General features: G+C 50.6%; 14 protein-coding genes. 7 read left to right on the forward strand and 7 right to left on the reverse strand.

The genetic code is table 11. The features are described 5' to 3' along the window. The first annotated feature begins 117 nt into the window (after positions 1-117). On the forward strand, positions 118-762 hold the full coding sequence (locus tag MKY82_RS22680) for an SDR family oxidoreductase (RefSeq protein WP_339218427.1): 645 nt from the start codon (positions 118-120) through the stop codon (positions 760-762). A 164-nt stretch (positions 763-926) separates the two neighbouring features. Here the strand turns inward: MKY82_RS22680 and mnmH are convergent, their stop codons facing one another. Both mnmH and selD read right to left on the reverse strand, forming a co-directional pair. Continuing rightward, positions 927-1979 (reverse strand): tRNA 2-selenouridine(34) synthase MnmH, encoded by a 1053-nt coding sequence (mnmH, locus tag MKY82_RS22685; RefSeq protein ID WP_194543629.1) that lies wholly within the window; start codon positions 1977-1979, stop codon positions 927-929. A 39-nt stretch (positions 1980-2018) separates the two neighbouring features. Next, a complete protein-coding gene (gene selD, locus MKY82_RS22690; RefSeq protein WP_339294402.1) occupies positions 2019-3071 on the reverse strand; it encodes a selenide, water dikinase SelD in 1053 nt (350 codons plus the stop codon). A gap of 292 nt (positions 3072-3363) precedes the next feature. On the opposite strand from selD, the gene MKY82_RS22695 reads away from it, so the two are divergent. The 3 genes from MKY82_RS22695 to MKY82_RS22705 all read left to right on the forward strand — a co-directional run bounded on the left by MKY82_RS22695 (position 3364) and on the right by MKY82_RS22705 (position 6231). After that, positions 3364-4434, forward strand: a complete 1071-nt coding sequence (locus MKY82_RS22695; protein WP_194543631.1) for a permease — start codon at positions 3364-3366, stop codon at positions 4432-4434. A 134-nt stretch (positions 4435-4568) separates the two neighbouring features. Continuing rightward, a complete protein-coding gene (locus MKY82_RS22700) occupies positions 4569-5753 on the forward strand; it encodes a peptidylprolyl isomerase (protein ID WP_339294403.1) in 1185 nt (394 codons plus the stop codon). Between the two features lie 133 nt (positions 5754-5886). After that, entirely contained in the window at positions 5887-6231 is a 345-nt protein-coding gene (locus MKY82_RS22705) for a LytTR family transcriptional regulator DNA-binding domain-containing protein (RefSeq protein WP_009590070.1), read from the forward strand. An 86-nt stretch (positions 6232-6317) separates the two neighbouring features. Here MKY82_RS22705 and MKY82_RS22710 read toward each other — a convergent pair whose 3' ends face one another. Continuing rightward, positions 6318-7265: a hypothetical protein gene (locus MKY82_RS22710; protein WP_339218435.1), complete on the reverse strand. Its 948-nt coding sequence runs from the start codon at positions 7263-7265 to the stop codon at positions 6318-6320. A gap of 270 nt (positions 7266-7535) precedes the next feature. Here MKY82_RS22710 and MKY82_RS22715 point away from each other — a divergent pair, with 270 nt between their 5' ends. Then, complete coding sequence (locus tag MKY82_RS22715; RefSeq protein ID WP_339294404.1) at positions 7536-8231, forward strand: TIGR02206 family membrane protein; 696 nt, start codon at positions 7536-7538, stop codon at positions 8229-8231. Positions 8232-8331: 100 nt separating this feature from the next. Here the strand turns inward: MKY82_RS22715 and MKY82_RS22720 are convergent, their stop codons facing one another. From MKY82_RS22720 to MKY82_RS22735, 4 genes are all read right to left on the reverse strand, one after another. Further along, positions 8332-9324 carry an aldose 1-epimerase gene (locus MKY82_RS22720; protein ID WP_339294405.1) on the reverse strand — a complete coding sequence of 331 codons (993 nt, stop codon included), beginning with the start codon at positions 9322-9324 and terminating at the stop codon, positions 8332-8334. A gap of 131 nt (positions 9325-9455) precedes the next feature. Beyond that, a complete protein-coding gene (locus tag MKY82_RS22725) occupies positions 9456-11186 on the reverse strand; it encodes a glycerol-3-phosphate dehydrogenase/oxidase (protein WP_339218439.1) in 1731 nt (576 codons plus the stop codon). A 189-nt stretch (positions 11187-11375) separates the two neighbouring features. After that, complete coding sequence (gene glpK / locus MKY82_RS22730; RefSeq protein ID WP_339294406.1) at positions 11376-12866, reverse strand: glycerol kinase GlpK; 1491 nt, start codon at positions 12864-12866, stop codon at positions 11376-11378. 69 nt (positions 12867-12935) lie between these two features. Further along, the gene (locus tag MKY82_RS22735; RefSeq protein WP_233355011.1) at positions 12936-14138 is read right to left on the reverse strand and encodes an ROK family transcriptional regulator; all 1203 of its coding nucleotides are present in this window, start codon (positions 14136-14138) and stop codon (positions 12936-12938) included. Between the two features lie 431 nt (positions 14139-14569). On the opposite strand from MKY82_RS22735, the gene MKY82_RS22740 reads away from it, so the two are divergent. Next, on the forward strand, positions 14570-15832 hold the full coding sequence (locus tag MKY82_RS22740) for a sugar ABC transporter substrate-binding protein (protein WP_194543638.1): 1263 nt from the start codon (positions 14570-14572) through the stop codon (positions 15830-15832). A gap of 44 nt (positions 15833-15876) precedes the next feature. Beyond that, positions 15877-16818, forward strand: coding sequence for a sugar ABC transporter permease (locus MKY82_RS22745; protein ID WP_194543639.1), 942 nt, complete (start codon positions 15877-15879; stop codon positions 16816-16818). The last annotated feature ends 13 nt before the right edge of the window (positions 16819-16831 follow it).

Here is a 16831-nt window from a genome sequence, read left to right on the forward strand (position 1 = left end):
CATTTTCCTGAGATAAAGAAAAGTCCATATGGGATATGCATGAAATATCCCGTAGTCTATGTCAAAATCGCAATGATTACTCTTTCAAGAGAATTTTTACCATAAGGAGTTGTCCACATGAAGGTTCTCGTTGTCGGTGCCAACGGCCAAATAGGCAAACAGCTTACCCATCTGTTGCAAGAGCATGAAGGTTATACCGTAAGAGCAATGGTACGAAAGGAGAAGCAAGCAGCCCCATATCAAGCTGCCGGAATAGAGTGTGTTCTTGCGAACCTGGAAGGGTCGGTCGAGGAGCTTGCGGATGCAGCGAAGAATTGCCAGGCGGTGGTATTCGCTGCCGGCTCGGGCGGAGCTACCGGATACGACAAGACTCTGTTAATCGATCTAGACGGAGCCGTCAAAATGATGGAAGCCGCCGAGCAGGCGTCTGTTAGGCGCTTTGTGATGGTGAGTGCAATTGGGGCCCATCATCGGGAATATTGGAGTGAGGAGATCAAACCGTATTATGCCGCCAAACATTACGCGGATCGCATGCTTCGTCAGAGCAGCCTCACGTACACCATCATTCGTCCTGGAGGACTTACGAATAACCCTGGTACCGGACACATCGCCGCTGTGGAGAATATCCGGGGCGGTTCGATTCCGCGCGAGGATGTAGCGCGAACGATTCTGTTATCACTGGATGAAGAAAATACCTTCCGTCGTTCCTTCGACTTAATTTCAGGGGATACTCCCATATCCAAAGCTTTAGCCTCCATTTGAAAAGAGTCCTTTATCAAAAAAGATCGCCCCGAAGTATAAGCGGTACGCTATTATCCGCTCTACTTCAGGGGCGATCTTTTCGTACTATTAACCAGCTCAAAATAAAAGCAGTCCCGCTTTGTCAATTAGCGTTTGTAATGCATTCTTACGTTTGTAATGCATTCTTACGCGCCGGTCTTCTGCTGCATTTGAGTCCGCAATATGTCTTTAACCGCATCCACTGCTTCTTCCACCCGGTCTACCGCCACAACGATGGGCGTGCTGCCCTCGTATTGACTGAAGGAGTGATTGTACTTGGGATCGTAATAATGCTCAAGGAGCAGCTGTATTCCTTGGGCAAACAGCCCCTCTTCCAAAGACTTGCCAATTTCCGCGGCGATAGGCGTATGGATCCTGTTTTTGATTAATTGAAAGGCCGCCAAATATTGCTCTTTATAAGCCGCAGGGTTGTAATCCTCCAGGATCTGGCGAACACGCTCCCCCATCGGCAGTTCCAACACGATGGCTACCCCCGACTCCTTCTTTTGCATAAGGAAATCGGGAACGGCGATTTTGCCGATCCGTTTGCTCTCCGCTTCAAATAACAAATACGGCGAGGATTCCAGTTGCTTCAGCCGCTCAAACAATTCCGAATCGAATGTCTTCTGATTATTCGCCTGTAGACCGATATGGCCAAAGATCGAGCCGCGATGTCCTGCCAGCCCTTCCAGGTCCACGACAGGGTAGCCTTCCTGCTGAAGCTGTCTAAGCACTGCCGTCTTGCCTGTGCCTGTCAAGCCGTGAAGGACGAATGCTTCCGCGTCCAGACTCTTATGCTCCAGCGTATCCAGCACATACTTCCGGTAAGCCTTAATCCCGCCCGTAATCCGGTTAACATGGATATCCATCAATGAGAGAACGGTTGCGGCCGTCCTGCTGCGCATGCCGCCACGCCAGCAATAGACCGCCTTATCTCCCTTGATCTCCTTGAATTGCTTCACAAAGCTCGGGAGTTTGGCCGACATAATGGCAAGTCCACGCTCTTTAGCCGCATCCACGCTCACCTGCTTATAAATCGTCCCGATCTCCGCCCGTTCTTCATCATTGAAGACCGGAATGTTCAGACTTCCCGGAATCGTGGAATCCCTGTACTCTGAAGGGGAACGGACATCAATCAAAGTAATCTTCTTGCTGCTTTGCAGTTCCATTAATTCTTTTACGGTGATGTCTTGAAACATGTCTGCTCGCTCCTTTATTGATACAAAACCCGATTCACTTTATAACTCAACGACAATGCGATTCGGATGGTCATGCACGACCTGGCCGATTCTCCCGGCTTCCAGCCCGGCTTCGCGAAGCTCTGCCAGAAGCTGATCGGCCTGCGAGCCATCAACCGCAATGAGGAGTCCTCCTGAAGTAACGGCATCGCACAAAATCCACTTATCGATCTGATCCATGTCATTCGGGAAATCCACATCGTCCTTCACGTGTTCATAATTGTTTTTCGTACCGCCTGGTATAACACCGCCATCAGCCATCTCTCGAACCCGCTCCAAAATGGGAATGGAAGGTTTGGAAATACGGATCCCCGTGCCGCTTCCCTTGGCCATTTCGAGCGCATGTCCAAGGAGACCGAAACCAGTTACATCGGTGCAAGCATGCACCTCATACGGTTCCATGAGCTCGGCAGCCGTTTTGTTCAATGCGGCCATGACCGCGGTAACTCGGCGAATCTCCTCATCGCTTAACAGATCTTTCTTGATGGAACTCGTAAGGATACCCACGCCGATCGGCTTCGTCAGAATCAAGGCATCGCCTGGCTTAGCGCCGGCATTGGTTCTTATTCTGTCCGGATGGACAGTACCTGTAACGGCAAGGCCGAACTTCGGTTCTTTATCATCGATGGAGTGCCCGCCAACCAGGGTAACCCCCGCTTCCTTCAATTTATCTCCTGCACCTCTCAAAATATCCGTCAATACCTGCTTGTCCAGCGTTGAGATCGGGAATGCCACGATATTCAAAGCAGTCAGCGGCTTGCCTCCCATGGCGTAAATATCGCTGATAGCATTCGCAGCAGCCACTTGTCCGAAATCATAGGGATCATCCACAATCGGCGTAAAGAAATCGACGGTCTGAACCATAGCCAAATCATCCGTGAGACGGTATACGCCTGCATCATCACTTGTATCTAAACCGACCAATAAATTAGGATTCGGCTCGGCTTGCGGGAGCTTGCGAATGACCTGCGCCAGGTCCGCAGGTCCGATCTTGCAGCCGCATCCTCCTTTAGAAGAATACGAGGTTAATTTTATTTTTTCCGATTGACTCATCACAGGTCTTCCCTTCGCTTAAGAGTTGAATTTATAAAGCACATGCAACAAACCCGGCGTGGATGCATAAAAACGTCTCATCTACCCCGGGGATAATCTGATATTCGTCCGTTTACTAACACTTGTGATCACACACAATATCTATATTATAAGAAATTGGCTGCTCCAAGTCTAATGGTCTTCCTATATCTTGCAATTACCGGGAATATCTTTCTTCTTTCTGCTCACAATGTGATATACTAATTGATTGGATATGTAAATCATTTCACACCGCATCGGGGGAATATAGATCATGAATCACTCAAGCGACGGCAGAATGGCCTTCGATCATTCGGATCGCAGAAGAACCATCTGGTTTATCACCGTCTTCATCATCATTGCAGCAACAGGGCTAACCTACGTAAAGTGGTGGCCTTATTATGATAAAGCGCTCAAAGCTATTATGGAGCACAGCATCGGCTCCTCCATATTAGGCATGGAGCCCGGCAATGTCGTGCCTTCTTGGCAAGCGGCTTGGGACTATGCGGTCACGTATTTTAAAGCAGTATGGAAAGCGGCGGTGCTCGGTATTCTGCTCGGGACCTTGATCCAGTCGCTGTTGCCCTCCCAATGGCTGCTCCGCGTTCTCGGCAAAACCACCTTCGGCAGCACGGCGATTGGAGGAATTGCCTCCATTCCGGGGATGATGTGCTCCTGCTGCGCGGCACCGATCGCGATCGGTCTACGTAAGAAAAAGGTGTCCGTGGGCTCCGCCCTCGCGTTCTGGATCGGCAATCCGACCATCAATCCGGCAACCCTCGTCTTTATGACGTTTGTTTTATCCTGGAAATTTACCGCGCTGCGTTTAGTCTTCGGCCTCATTCTGACCTTTGGCGTCAGTTACCTGGCTAACCGCTTCGCCAAAGAGGTGGATCCGGTAGAGATTGACGCGCCGGAGAGCACCGATCAAACCGATGAACGTCCGCTGTGGAAACGCTGGCTCGCCAGCATCGGTCATATGCTGATTCGCGTGGTTCCGGCGTATTTGATAGCCGTGCTTCTCCTTGGCGCACTGCAAGTGTGGATGTTTCCGCATCTGGGAGCTGCTGCAGGAAACACGCTGCTGGCCGTCATCTTCTTCTCCGTGATGGGAATGCTGTTTGTCATTCCAACCGCAGCGGAAATCCCGATCATTCAGGCCTTTATGGCAGCGGGTCTCGGAGCGGGCCCGGCCGCAGCGCTGCTTCTGACGCTGCCGGCCATCAGTCTTCCGTCCCTGCTCATGGTACGACGCTCATTCCCGAGGAATGTCATGTGGTTTGTTGTTGCTTCTGTAGTGCTGCTCGGAATCGTATGCGGTATAGCGGGCATGCTGATCCTGTAGACCCAGCTCCACCTTTTTCGCTTATCTTTTCAATTTTTATTTTTTCTTAAGGTAAACCCTTGGCTTATCTGGTAAAGTGATTAAAGAATGAACCAACTCATTATTACATGCAGTCGAAGGGAGTCAATCATTAAATGAAAGATAACGATTTGCAGCCAAACCATCCGGGGCAACCCGAGGATGAACAAGGACAAGCCCAAGAGAAAGAGAATAACCAACAAGATCCGGGCAGCTTGTCTCATGAAGAAGAAAGAATAGATTCAACCTATCCGGAGCCTATCGAGCTTCACAAGGATGAGAACGAACAGCCTGCACTCATGCATCCGGCAGGGGATCAACCGCATTTCGATGAACAGTCTCCTGCAGGTGGCGGCGGTAACGGAAGCAAAGGTTGGATGATCGCTTCGCTCGTATTGGCGGCAGCGTTAATCGTCGTCCTGATTGTCCCTCCGTTTGCCAAAGGATCCGGCAATGAAGCTATAGCTAAAGTCAATGACGTTAACATTACCAAGGATAATCTGTATGATGAGCTTGTCAGCGCAGGCGGTAAACAAACACTCAATTCCATGATCACAGAGGAATTGATCCAGCAGGAGCTGAAGAAGAAATCCATTACGGTGACCGACGCTGATGTAAGTAAAGAAGTGGATGCCTTGAAGGCGACCTTCCCATCCGAGGACCAATTCAATATGCAGCTCCAGCAAGCCGGCATGACGCTCGACGATCTTAAAGAACAGACCAAAACCCAGGTCGAGCTCAAAAAGCTGATGGCCGACAAAATCAAAGTAACCGATGATGAGATTAAACAAATCTACGACCAATACAAAGACAGTTTCGCTACGCCTGAGCAAGTTCGCGCATCCCACATCCTGGTCGAGACCAAGGAAGAAGCCGAAGCCATCGTGAAGCAGCTGAAGGAAGGCGCTGACTTTGCAGCGATTGCAAAAGAGAAGAACCAAGATGCTACGAAGGAGACCGGCGGCGACCTGGACTTCTTCGGACGCGGCCAGATGGACCCTGCATTTGAAGAAGCAGCGTTCAAATTGAAGAAGGGCGAAATCAGCGACCCGGTGAAGAGTTCTTTCGGTTACCACATCATCAAGGTTACCGATCATAAAGAAGCTACGAACCCTACCCTTGAAGATAAGAAGGAAGAAATCCGCAGTCAGCTTGAGAACCAGAAGGTTTATTCCGAATCCACAGCCTATATTCAGGAGCTGAAGGATAAAGCAACCATCACCAATACGCTGGACGAAACTGCGGCTGAAACGCCAGCAGATCCTGCAACAGAAGCACCTGAAGCACCTGCTGCACCTTAAATGTTAGTCCAAGCCCCTACCCTTGCGGTATGGGCTTTTTTTAATGCGAAATAAAAAGTTCTTTCAACACCAGGGAAAACATGTTAGAATGTAAGCGTTATCAAATGTTGATCTTGGAAAAGGGGGAAGCAGAATGATGAAGCACGTATCGGAATCCCGCAACATGTATGAGGACTTCGTGGTGGAGACAGACATTCTGTTCTTTAAAACCGGATCGCACGGTTTGGTCAGCTTTCACGGCAGAAACTACAATATTAAAAAGAGAATGACTGCCGAAAAAATCGCATCCCTGCTCTCCGGTAAACAGTTCTATCATGTCGGCGGCAACTGCTACGTCAACGTTGACAAAATCACGACGGTAGAACAAGGCATCGTTTACTTTGGGGAGAAGGCACCTTCTGCTAAACATCTTCGGATTCCGAGATGGAAGCAAGAATCGCTCAAGCGCCTTGTCGCAGAAGTAAAACAGCCTGTTTAAGAGCAGCGCTCTTCTTATGAATCAGGCGCACAAAACAGAAGATCCCGTATCCGGTCAAACGGAGGCGGGATCTTTTAATTTACAGGCTATAACTTCAGTTTCCTAGCATTAACGATGTATAGATGCTTCAGCGGCAATGCACCGTTTCTGTACTTGCGGGCACCGGATTCAAACAGAACGTACAGGTCATGGCCCCGCATCGCAATATTCTCGGACATCGGAGGCATCGTCAACGGCGTGGCCGCAGCCTTTCCCTTTGTTCCACGAGTATATATGAGCAATTTGCTTGCATTGTTGCGTCCGCAGGATTGACTGTATACAACGCGAGTTTTCGTCACGACCGCCCCTTGGATACGGTCAGGTGTGCTCCAGGTATAGGCGGCTTTCCGATTCGGCGGCAAAGCGTCGCTGGACGTTAATGGATAGCCTCGCAGCTTGCCCTTAGGTCCCGGCGCACACTGCTTGCCCCCTTGATCCTCGCCATCCATATATTCGCCGATCCATAAAATGCCGTCGGAATACGTGGCATAGGATGCTTTATGACCGAGCGCATAAGGTGTCATGACAATATTGCCATAATCTTTCTTGCTGCTAATTGTACTCAGCGGAATTTTATACACCTTTTTGCCGGACGCCACCCACAGATGTTTTTTGCTGACCGCAAGCCCTCCGACATGCCCGGTATGTTTTTTGCTCCCGCTCTCATACAAATACAAGGTTTTGATACGTTTGTTGGTTTTGCTGCTTGTAATCGAAATGCTGCTGGCTTGATTGCTGTCCTTATTTCCCCAATAATGCGATATAATGATCCAATTCTTGCTCGGAACAAGAGCCAGCCCTTGTGGAATCCACTCTTTGGTTCCGGAGTAACCGGGAATGGCGGCTCCCTTTTTGCTGATATCGAAAAACTTTTTGTACTTGGAGCTGGCTGCTTCGGCTTCCCCTGGAGGAGCAAGTCCGCTTAAGCTGAGGATCAGAGCTAAGCTAAGCAGGAGACTTGCATAACGTTTGATTCCCTGTCGTTTGCTCGCCATAAATGTACCTCTCTTCCATCGTCATAATTTATAACGGCAGGTTATTGGGGCCTTGCACACCCACATAAATGTAATGTATTCTGGTCTGGTTGTACCTGATGATACATAAGGATGCGAGATATGATCCTATTCCTAACCCATTCCACACTATGGTAATATCAAATCTAAGGCTTATGAACATAGAGAGGATGATCACGAATCGATCCCTATTTTGATCCGAGATATCCGGAAGTTTTTACTGCTTTCTCCATCGAACATTGGATGGCCATTATGGTGTTTATCGCTCTTGGCTTACTATTGTACTTGTTTAGAACCGTAATCGCCTCCAATGCTTCTCTGCAAAAGACCGTGAGATGGGGACTGCTTGCTGCGCTTTCGTTACCGGAAGCCTCCCTTCATATCTGGTATGCGTCAACGGGAATATGGGACCCTGCCACTTCGCTTCCATTGGAATTGTGCAGTCTGACCCTGTTTCTCTCCATCGCCATCCTGCTTACGGATGAACGCCGCCTATATCCGTTGGTTTACTTTGCCGGAATCGGAGGGGCCTTACAGGCTATATTAACACCGAATCTGGGCTATCCTTTCCCACACTTCCGGTTCTTTCATTTCTTCGTCGTCCATATCGCGATCATATTGACGGCTTTGTACATGACATGGGTTCGAGGATACCGTCCAACCTGGAAATCCATCGGCTGGACGATGGTCTTCCTAAACGTATCCGCATTCGTTGTCGGGCTGGTCAACCTCGCTGTCGGCTCGAATTATATGTTCCTGATGCGCAAGCCGGACACGGCTTCGCTGCTGGACCTGCTTGGACCGCATCCCGTATACATTTTCGTTGAGGAACTCATCGCACTCACGCTGTTTATCCTTATGTATATCGTCTTTTTTGTCATGCCGGATCGCATTAAACGCAGTCGCCGCCGTAAACAGGAACAAACTTTTTCTTCGTCCGGCAGTTGAAGAAGGAATCAAATAAACATAAAGCGTATGGATGGTAAACGCCCTGTGTAGCCGGGTGCCAGAATCCATACGCTTTTTTTTGGGGGAAAGGGTCTGACTACTAATCCTTAAGATACAGCCTTGAGGTTGCTTCCCAAATTTCTCCCGGAGCCAAACCGAACAGACCGATATCGTCAGCAGGCAAGTCTACGTTCGGTGCGTTGACCAGGTTGATCTGCGGCTCCGGACAGAAGAACTTCCGGGAGGCCTTGTTGTTCCATACCATCCACTGCTTATACGAATTGCCGACATCGTAAACGAATGTTTTGTCAAGCTTGGTATCTGTCAATTCCATACGGTTTCTGCCGTTCTGCGGGACGGCCGTGTAATGGTTGTCCATCGAATCAAAATAGGGAGTTACACCGCTTGTCCGAAGCAGCTCCTCTTCTGTCGTCAGAGTCTGGAACTTGCCGGTCGGCAGCATCCGGTCACTCATTTCCCACCGTTCGCCGATCGTTATTCTTACGACACAATCATCCGCCGTGCTCTCCGGGGCAAACGGAGCATTGATCGCCGTATGAAAGGCTAGCAGGCACGGCATGCTGCGGGTACCCTGATTACGTATAAACACATGCTGGGCCAAGCCATCCTGATTCAGCGTGTAGCGAAGCCGGAAAGTGAACTGGTGCGGGAGCATCGCATACACCGGATGATTCTCATCAATGGTGACCGAAACCACCACGTAACTTTCAGACTCGCTGCTGCCAAAATCCTCGACGCTCCAAGGAATCGTATGTAAAAAACCATGGAGGTGATTGCCCGTCGCTTCCTCATTGATCGGGAACTGATAGGTTTGTTCATTCCATGGAAACCGCCCGTCCTCATAACGATTAGGCGGAAAGAGAACAGGAATGCCGTGTACGCCCGGATTGGATTTGAATGCTTCCATTTCGTCTTCTTCCGGTTCGCGAAGGAACCGGTAACCGCTTTCGTTATCCCTAAAAGCAATGAGATTGCCTCCGATTTCGGGCAATATCGCCGCCTCGTAAGGGCCGTGCTGGAGCCAAACCGCGCGCTCTCCGTGATATGATCCTTCATACGCTTTATGGTTCATCGGGTGATCTCTCCTCTCAAGTGTGAACGTATATAGATTATCATATCAGTGCCCTTACTTCTATATTTGAGAGGGGATCGTCAACCCTTGTCATCCCCTCCGCCCTCCGTCCGTTTAAAATTGCATGCCGGTTAAGATGAAAGTTTCGTTGTAGAAGGGTTTTGCGGAATTGAAGCCGGGGCCGATTGATCGCTTACTGCCGGCTGTGTGGCCGAAACCAGCTCCTCATCCAGTTCCTTCGTGTATTCGCGGGTCTGCTGCTCGCTCCAACCCAGTACCCTAGCCATATAATCAATCACGGGCATCTTCCATTTTCTCGTCCAATCGATATGAAATAACAGGGAACCCGTGCGACGGATGAAAAAGTCGGCCGGCTTCGCTGCCATCTCATGCTGAATCGCATACATCAGCGGAACCAGCACCGATACCGGAAGCGCCGCTGCCTCCGCTTGGTCGGAGCCCTCTTTGGCCAGGCGGAACAATTCCGACACGTTAGATCCGTACATTCGCGCCCACTGTTCAGCGAGCTTACGGTCAATTCCTTGCGCGGCGCCAATCTCCGCCTGCTTGCGGACAAAATCAGGGAAATGGCCGGATCCGCCAACCTGACCGCCGGAAATCGGCAGATTCTTCGTTACGCAGGCACCATATGCTTTCCTGCCGTTCTCTTGGATCCGTTTTGCAACCAGATCGACAACGGTGTCGGCCATTTTGCGATAGCCCGTAAGCTTGCCACCGGCAATGGTGATCAGACCGGACGGGGACTCCCATATTTCATCCTTGCGTGAAATTTCAGACGGGCTTTTGCCTTCCTCCAGTATAAGGGGCCGGACTCCCGCCCATCCCGATTCCACGTCTGCCGGACTTAGCTTCACACCAGGGAACATGTAATGTATAGCTTTCAATATATAATCCCGGTCCTCCACCGTAATCAAGGGACGTACAGGATCGGCCTTATAGACCGTATCGGTGGTTCCGACATAGGTCTTCCCGTCACGGGGAATGGCAAAGACCATTCTGCCGTCAGGTGTATCGAAGTACACCGCTTGACGAAGCGGGAATTTGGATTGATCGATGACCAGATGAACCCCTTTGGTCAGCTGAAGCATTTTCCCCTTCTTGGACTTATCCATTTCGCGCACCTGATCCACCCACGGCCCTGCTGCGTTTACAATCTTGGTTCCGGATACGGACTTGACCCCGCCACCCAGCATATCCCGTACGGTGATACCGGTAATTTGTCCATTTGCATCATAATTCAACGATTCGGCCTTTGCGTAATTAAACAGGACCGCCCCTCTGGCGGCGGCCTCCTTCATGACCTCCAGCGTCAGCCTGGCATCGTCCGTCCGGTATTCCACATAATAGCCGCCGCCTTTAAGGCCCTCCTGCTTCAGAAGCGGCTCCCGCTTCAGCGTCTCGGATGCGGACAGCATGGAACGCCGTTCTCCCCGCTTTACGCCAGCCAGAAAGTCATACACCATCAACCCGATGGAGGTGCTGAATTTCCCAAAGGTGCCACCCTGGTGTATCGGCAGGAGCATCCATTCCGGCGTGGTTACATGCGGTCCGTTCTCATACACAACGGCCCGTTCTTTGCCAACCTCGGCCACCATGCCGACTTCAAACTGCTTCAGGTACCTCAGTCCGCCATGCACCAGCTTGGTCGAACGACTGCTCGTTCCTGCGGCAAAGTCCTGCATCTCAACCAACAAAACCGACATCCCGCGCGTGACCGCATCCAGCGCAATTCCTGCACCCGTTATGCCGCCGCCGATGACAATCAGATCGAAGGTTCCCTCTGCCATTTCTTGAAATCGACGCCTGCGGTCCAAACTTGAAAACGTCTGTGCCTGCTTCACAATGAATCCCTCCCAGTATGATTTACCCTGTTTTTATCTCTCGTTACCCTTCCAATGAAAAAAGACAGCAAAAAAGAGACCACGAAACACGCAGTAACAAACCCCATAACATGAGGTATTCCGCGCCTAGTGGTCTCTCCAAGTCTCCAGACAAATATTCACTTATTGATCATTATACCACAGAAAATGCTAATGAAAAGCCATTGCCGCATAAACGGCTTTTTTCCAGCCGCTGTATAATTGCTCCCTTACGTCTTCCTCCATGGTTGGCTTAAAGCTTTGTCCCATGCTCCATTTGCTGCAGATTTCCTCCTGATCCTTCCAGAAGCCGACAGCGAGCCCCGCCAGATAGGCGGCACCGAGTGCCGTTGTCTCCGTAATGTTCGGCCGCTCGACCGGCACATTCAGGATGTCGCTTTGGAATTCCATGAGAAACATGTTGGATACGGCCCCTCCATCCACACGCAGGGATGTGATATTATAGCCGGAATCCTCTTCCATCACGGATAGAACATCCCGCGTCTGGTATGCAAGTGACTCCAGGGTTGCACGGATGAAATGCTCTTTCGACGTGCCTCGTGTCAGGCCGAAGACTGCCCCTCGGACATCGCTGTTCCAGTATGGGCTGCCAAGTCCAACAAAAGCCGGCACCACGTACACGCCCTCCGTGAAATTGACCCGGCGCGCATAAGGCTCGCTGTCCTTCGCTTCGCGGAACATCCGCAGCCCGTCGCGCAGCCACTGGATCGCCGAGCCGGCCACGAACACGCTGCCCTCGAGTGCATACTGTACGCCATCTTCCAGTCCCCAGGCGATCGTAGTGATCAGCCCATGCTCGGATTTTACGGGCTTGTCGCCGGTGTTCATCAGCATAAAGCTGCCGGTTCCGTAAGTTGTCTTCACCATGCCTTTCGAGAAGCAGGTCTGCCCGAACAGCGCCGCCTGCTGATCGCCGGCTGCTCCGGCAATGGGAACCTCGCGCCCAAAGAAATGATAGGAAACGGTATTGGAATAAATCTCGGAAGAAGGCCTGACTTCAGGCAGCATCGCCATCGGAATATCTAGGAGCTGCAGGAGCTCCTCATCCCATTTTAATTCATGAATGTTATAGAGCATCGTACGCGATGCGTTGGAATAATCGGTCACGTGCGCCTGGCCTCCGGACAGCTTCCAGATCAGCCAGGTATCGATGGTCCCGAATATAACGTCTCCGCGCTCGGCCCGCTCACGGGCACCATCTACATGATCAAGGATCCATTTGATCTTCGTTCCCGAGAAATAAGGATCAATCAACAGTCCGGTCTTCTCCCGAACCGTCCCGTCATGTCCGGCGGCAATCAGCTCCTCGCAGATGCCCGCCGTCTGGCGGGACTGCCAGACAATGGCGTGGTAAATCGGTTCGCCGCTCTTGCGATCCCATACCACGGCTGTTTCCCGCTGATTCGTAATTCCGATTCCGGCAATCTGATCCGCCTTTACGCCCGCTTCGGATAAGCAGGTTGCAATGACCGCAAGAATGGAACCCCATATTTCATTGGCATTCTGCTCCACCCAGCCCGGCTTGGGAAAATATTGCGGAAACTCCTTATGAGCTGAGTGTACGATTTCTCCTTCCTTGTTAAACAGGATCGCGCGCGAGCTTGTCGTTCCTTGGTCAAGTGCCAGAATGTACTGCTCCAATCAACTTCTCCCCTTCCGCATATGCATTTAACCAAAGATAACGTGCAGGTGGAAACGTTGTCAAATCCATTATTCCGTCAGGGAGAAACCTAGCAAGTCCTGCAGCAGGACCGAAGCCGCACCCATTAGCTTGTCTTCCTCGCCAAGGGAGGCCAGGCCAAATACCATGTCCTCCTTCAGAATCGGCAGCGCATGCCGGTCAATATAGCTGCGAACCATGTCCAGCAATTCCGGGTTTCCATGTGCCATGTCCCCGCCCAGGATCAGAGCTTCGGGATTAAACATGTTGATCAGATTGACGATGGCCGCTCCCAGAAGCTCCGCCACTTCCTCATTCAGATCCTTTGCCAGCTTGTCCCCTCTGCGAAGAGCTTCCTTGAATACGGACGGAACAATTTTACTGTAATCTCCCCCGCTCAGCTCCTGGATCAGCGTCGGTCTCCCTGTCGCGATCGCCGTAATGATTCGCGAATACACGGCAATCCAGCTGATGTAACTGTCCAAGCAGCCTACATTGCCGCATTCACAGCGGATGCCGCTGCGGTTTACGCTCGTATGACCGAATTCGCCGGCACCGCCATGCTTGCCCCTTAGGAGATGATCGTTAATCAAAATACCGGAACCAAGCCCGTCGCCAATGGAAATATAAATCAGGTTCGCATATGCGTAATCGCCAAATCGGCGTTCAGCCAGCACAACGGAATTCATGTCGTTCTCTACCCACGTCCGCAGCCCGTAGCGTTCTTCCATAATCCGTTTCAACGGAACATCGGTCATGCGAAGTTTCGTGTTATAACGCACCATGCCCTGACTATCACTCACAATGCCCGGCACGTTAATGGATATCCCGACACACCGCCCCAGGTCCACTTGTCCTGACATGAAATCGTCCATCAAGCTCAGCAGCCGCTCGATAACGGCTTCTCCTTGGAGCCCGGCTAGAGGATGCGTTTCCTTCCGGAGCACCTTCGCCTCCAGATTCATGCGGGCCAGCATCATGACCGAATTCGTAATCGCTACGGCAAACAAATAATGATTATCCGGATTGAATTTGAGCAGAATGGGCTTTCTTCCACCGCTGGAGGAGCCTGTTCCAATCTCGGAAACGTAGCCTTCCTTGATAAGCTCCTGTACGGCAGAGGCGACCGTGGAGGGACTCAGCTTGTTTTTTTTGGCCAGATCGATTCTCGATATGGGTCCCTCTGTACGGATCTTGTTCAGCACCTTGGACCGGTTTAATGCCTGAATCAGCTTGTGATCACCTTTTTTCATATTGTTCAAGCGAGCTCAACCTTTCTTTAATTTCTTCATATAGTAGGACTTTCTGTATCGGAAAAATGAGGATAGAACCACTATAACATGTTCCAGAACGGAACAAAAACTTATTCCATCAATCGAAATAAGAAGTCTCGTTAGGTCCCATAACGATTCGCTCATATTGTGAAAAAAAGAATTTAAATCGATTTGTAATCGCTATCTTGAAAAATAATAAAGGGAATTATATAATCTTTCGCAATAGAGGCTGGTTGTTCGGTCAAGAAAGATAGCATCTTGATGTTAACTTTTTTCGACTTATGGAATAACTATCGCTTTTTACATCACTTACATAAAGGAGGCGCTTAAGGGGTCCGATTCACTTCGAACAAGCCGTACGACCAACCACGCTTGATCAAAAATCATGTGAATTCAAGGAGGGTTATCTGATGAAAAAAAGAATTGCTGTCCTGATTTCGATATTATTTGTGTTCACCGCGTTACTGTCCGCTTGCGGAGGCGGCAATGCTTCTGGCGGAGATAACGGCAAGAAGGTCATCAACGTCGCTCTATGGGACGAAAATGTGCGGGACACGCTGGACAAGTCCATTAAAATTTTCAATGAGAAGCACCCGAATGTTGAAGTGAAAGTGACTTACACCCCATGGGCCGATTATTGGACCAAGCTGAAAACCAGCCTCGCCGGCAACAGCGGCCCTGACGTCTACTGGATGAACGGCCCTAACTTTCATTCCTATGCCTCCTCCGGTCTAATTAAAGACCTGTCTCCCCTAATTGAGCAAAGCGGTCTGGATACCTCGGTTTATACCGAAGCGCTCGTCGATATGTACACCTATCAGGGTAAACTTCACGGACTTCCTTATTTCCAGGATTCCGTCGGACTTTTTTACAATAAAGAATTGTTTGACAAAGCAGGTCTGCCTTATCCCGACAAAACCTGGACCTGGCAAACTGTCGAGGAGAACGCAGCCAAGCTGACGGATAAATCAAACGGCATTTACGGCTTCATAGCCCCGATCGACAGCCAAATCGGATATTACAACTTCATTGCCCAAGCGGGCGGATACGTCATCTCGGACGATAAGAAATCATCCGGATTTGATACACCCGAAGCACTATCGGCGTTCCAGTGGGAACAGAGCTTGATTGAAAAAGGCTATTCCCCAAGCGCGCAGCAGCAGCTTGAAACGAAGTCCCGCCAATTGTTCGGCTCCGGCAAGGCGGCCATGTTCCCGGGGATATCGGTGAACTCGCCTGAGTTGTATAAGCTTCTCGGCGACAAACTCGGTGTCGCTGAACTTCCTGCCGGCAAGGAAAAGGCATCGATCGTTCATGGACTCAGCTGGGCCATCAACGGCAAAACGAAAGTCGAGCAGGAATCCTGGGAGCTGATTCAAGTTCTTTCCGGTAAGGAAGGGCAGGAATTACTCGCGGAATCGGGATTCTCGATGCCTGCTTACAAAGGCACGGAGGGCGGCTGGCTGAAGTCCATTCCTTCTCTTGATCTGCAGGTGTTCGTGGACAGCCTGGAGTTCGCCGTACCTTATCCGGTATCCCAGAAAACCGCAGAATGGCAGGACGCTGAAGTGAAGGAAATTCAGGCGGCTTTCCTCGGAAAGAAATCGTTTGAAGAAGCTTTAAAAAATGCCGGCGAACAGATGAATGCCATCCTTGCGACAGAAACGAAATGACGAGCCGCTCCCAATACGGAAATTAAGAAAGGACGGTGCAGCCTGTGAGCTCTCCCATCACTGTGACCACAGAACCTCCTAAAACGACAACCAAGCGAAAAGCAGGGAAACTCGCCGTACACGAAGCTGTCTGGGGGTACATCTTCATTCTGCCTGTCGTGCTGGGCCTCGGTCTGTTCTATATGGCACCTTCCGCAGCATCCCTGTTCCTGTCGTTTACGTCGTGGGATGGACTAACCTCCCCCCAATTCATCGGATTCGATAACTTCGCAAATTTGATGAAGGACGACAAATTCACCGGTTCCATGCTGAACACGATGCTGTACACCGTCGGTACGGTGCCGTTATCCGTCGCACTCGCAACGGTGCTGGCCGTGCTCCTGAACCAGAAGATCAAAGGCATGGTCTTTTACCGCACCTTCTATTTCATTCCCGTGATCACCATGCCGATCGCGGTCGGCATGGTGTGGAAATGGTTATACAACTCCGAATTCGGATTGATCAACCACGTGCTGGGTGTCATGAACTTGCCGCAGCCCAACTGGCTGTTCGATGAAAAATTCGCCTTGTTCTCCATCGTGCTCGTCAGTGTCTGGAGCAGCATTGGATATAATGCCGTCATTCTGCTGTCCGGTCTGCAGGGCATCTCCGGCAGCTATTATGAGGCCGCTTCGCTTGACGGAGCGGGAACGCTGTACAAGTTCTTCCGGATTACGCTTCCTCTGCTGACACCCAGCCTGTTCTTTGTCTTGGTCATGTCCTTCATCAATTCGTTCCAGGTGTTTGACCTGATCTTCATCATGATGGATCAACAGACCACGATGCTGGAATCCACCCGAACGGTTGTGTACAGCATCTGGGAAGACGGCTTCAAATACTTCAATATGGGTTACGCTTCAGCGCAGGCCTTCATTCTGTTTATCGTTATTCTGATCATCACCATGGTTCAGATGTATATTCAGAAGCGCTGGGTCCACTACCAATAACAGGAGGTGCGTA

The sequence above is a fragment of the Paenibacillus sp. FSL W7-1279 genome (genome assembly GCF_037969845.1).
Classification (GTDB): domain Bacteria; phylum Bacillota; class Bacilli; order Paenibacillales; family Paenibacillaceae; genus Paenibacillus_AQ.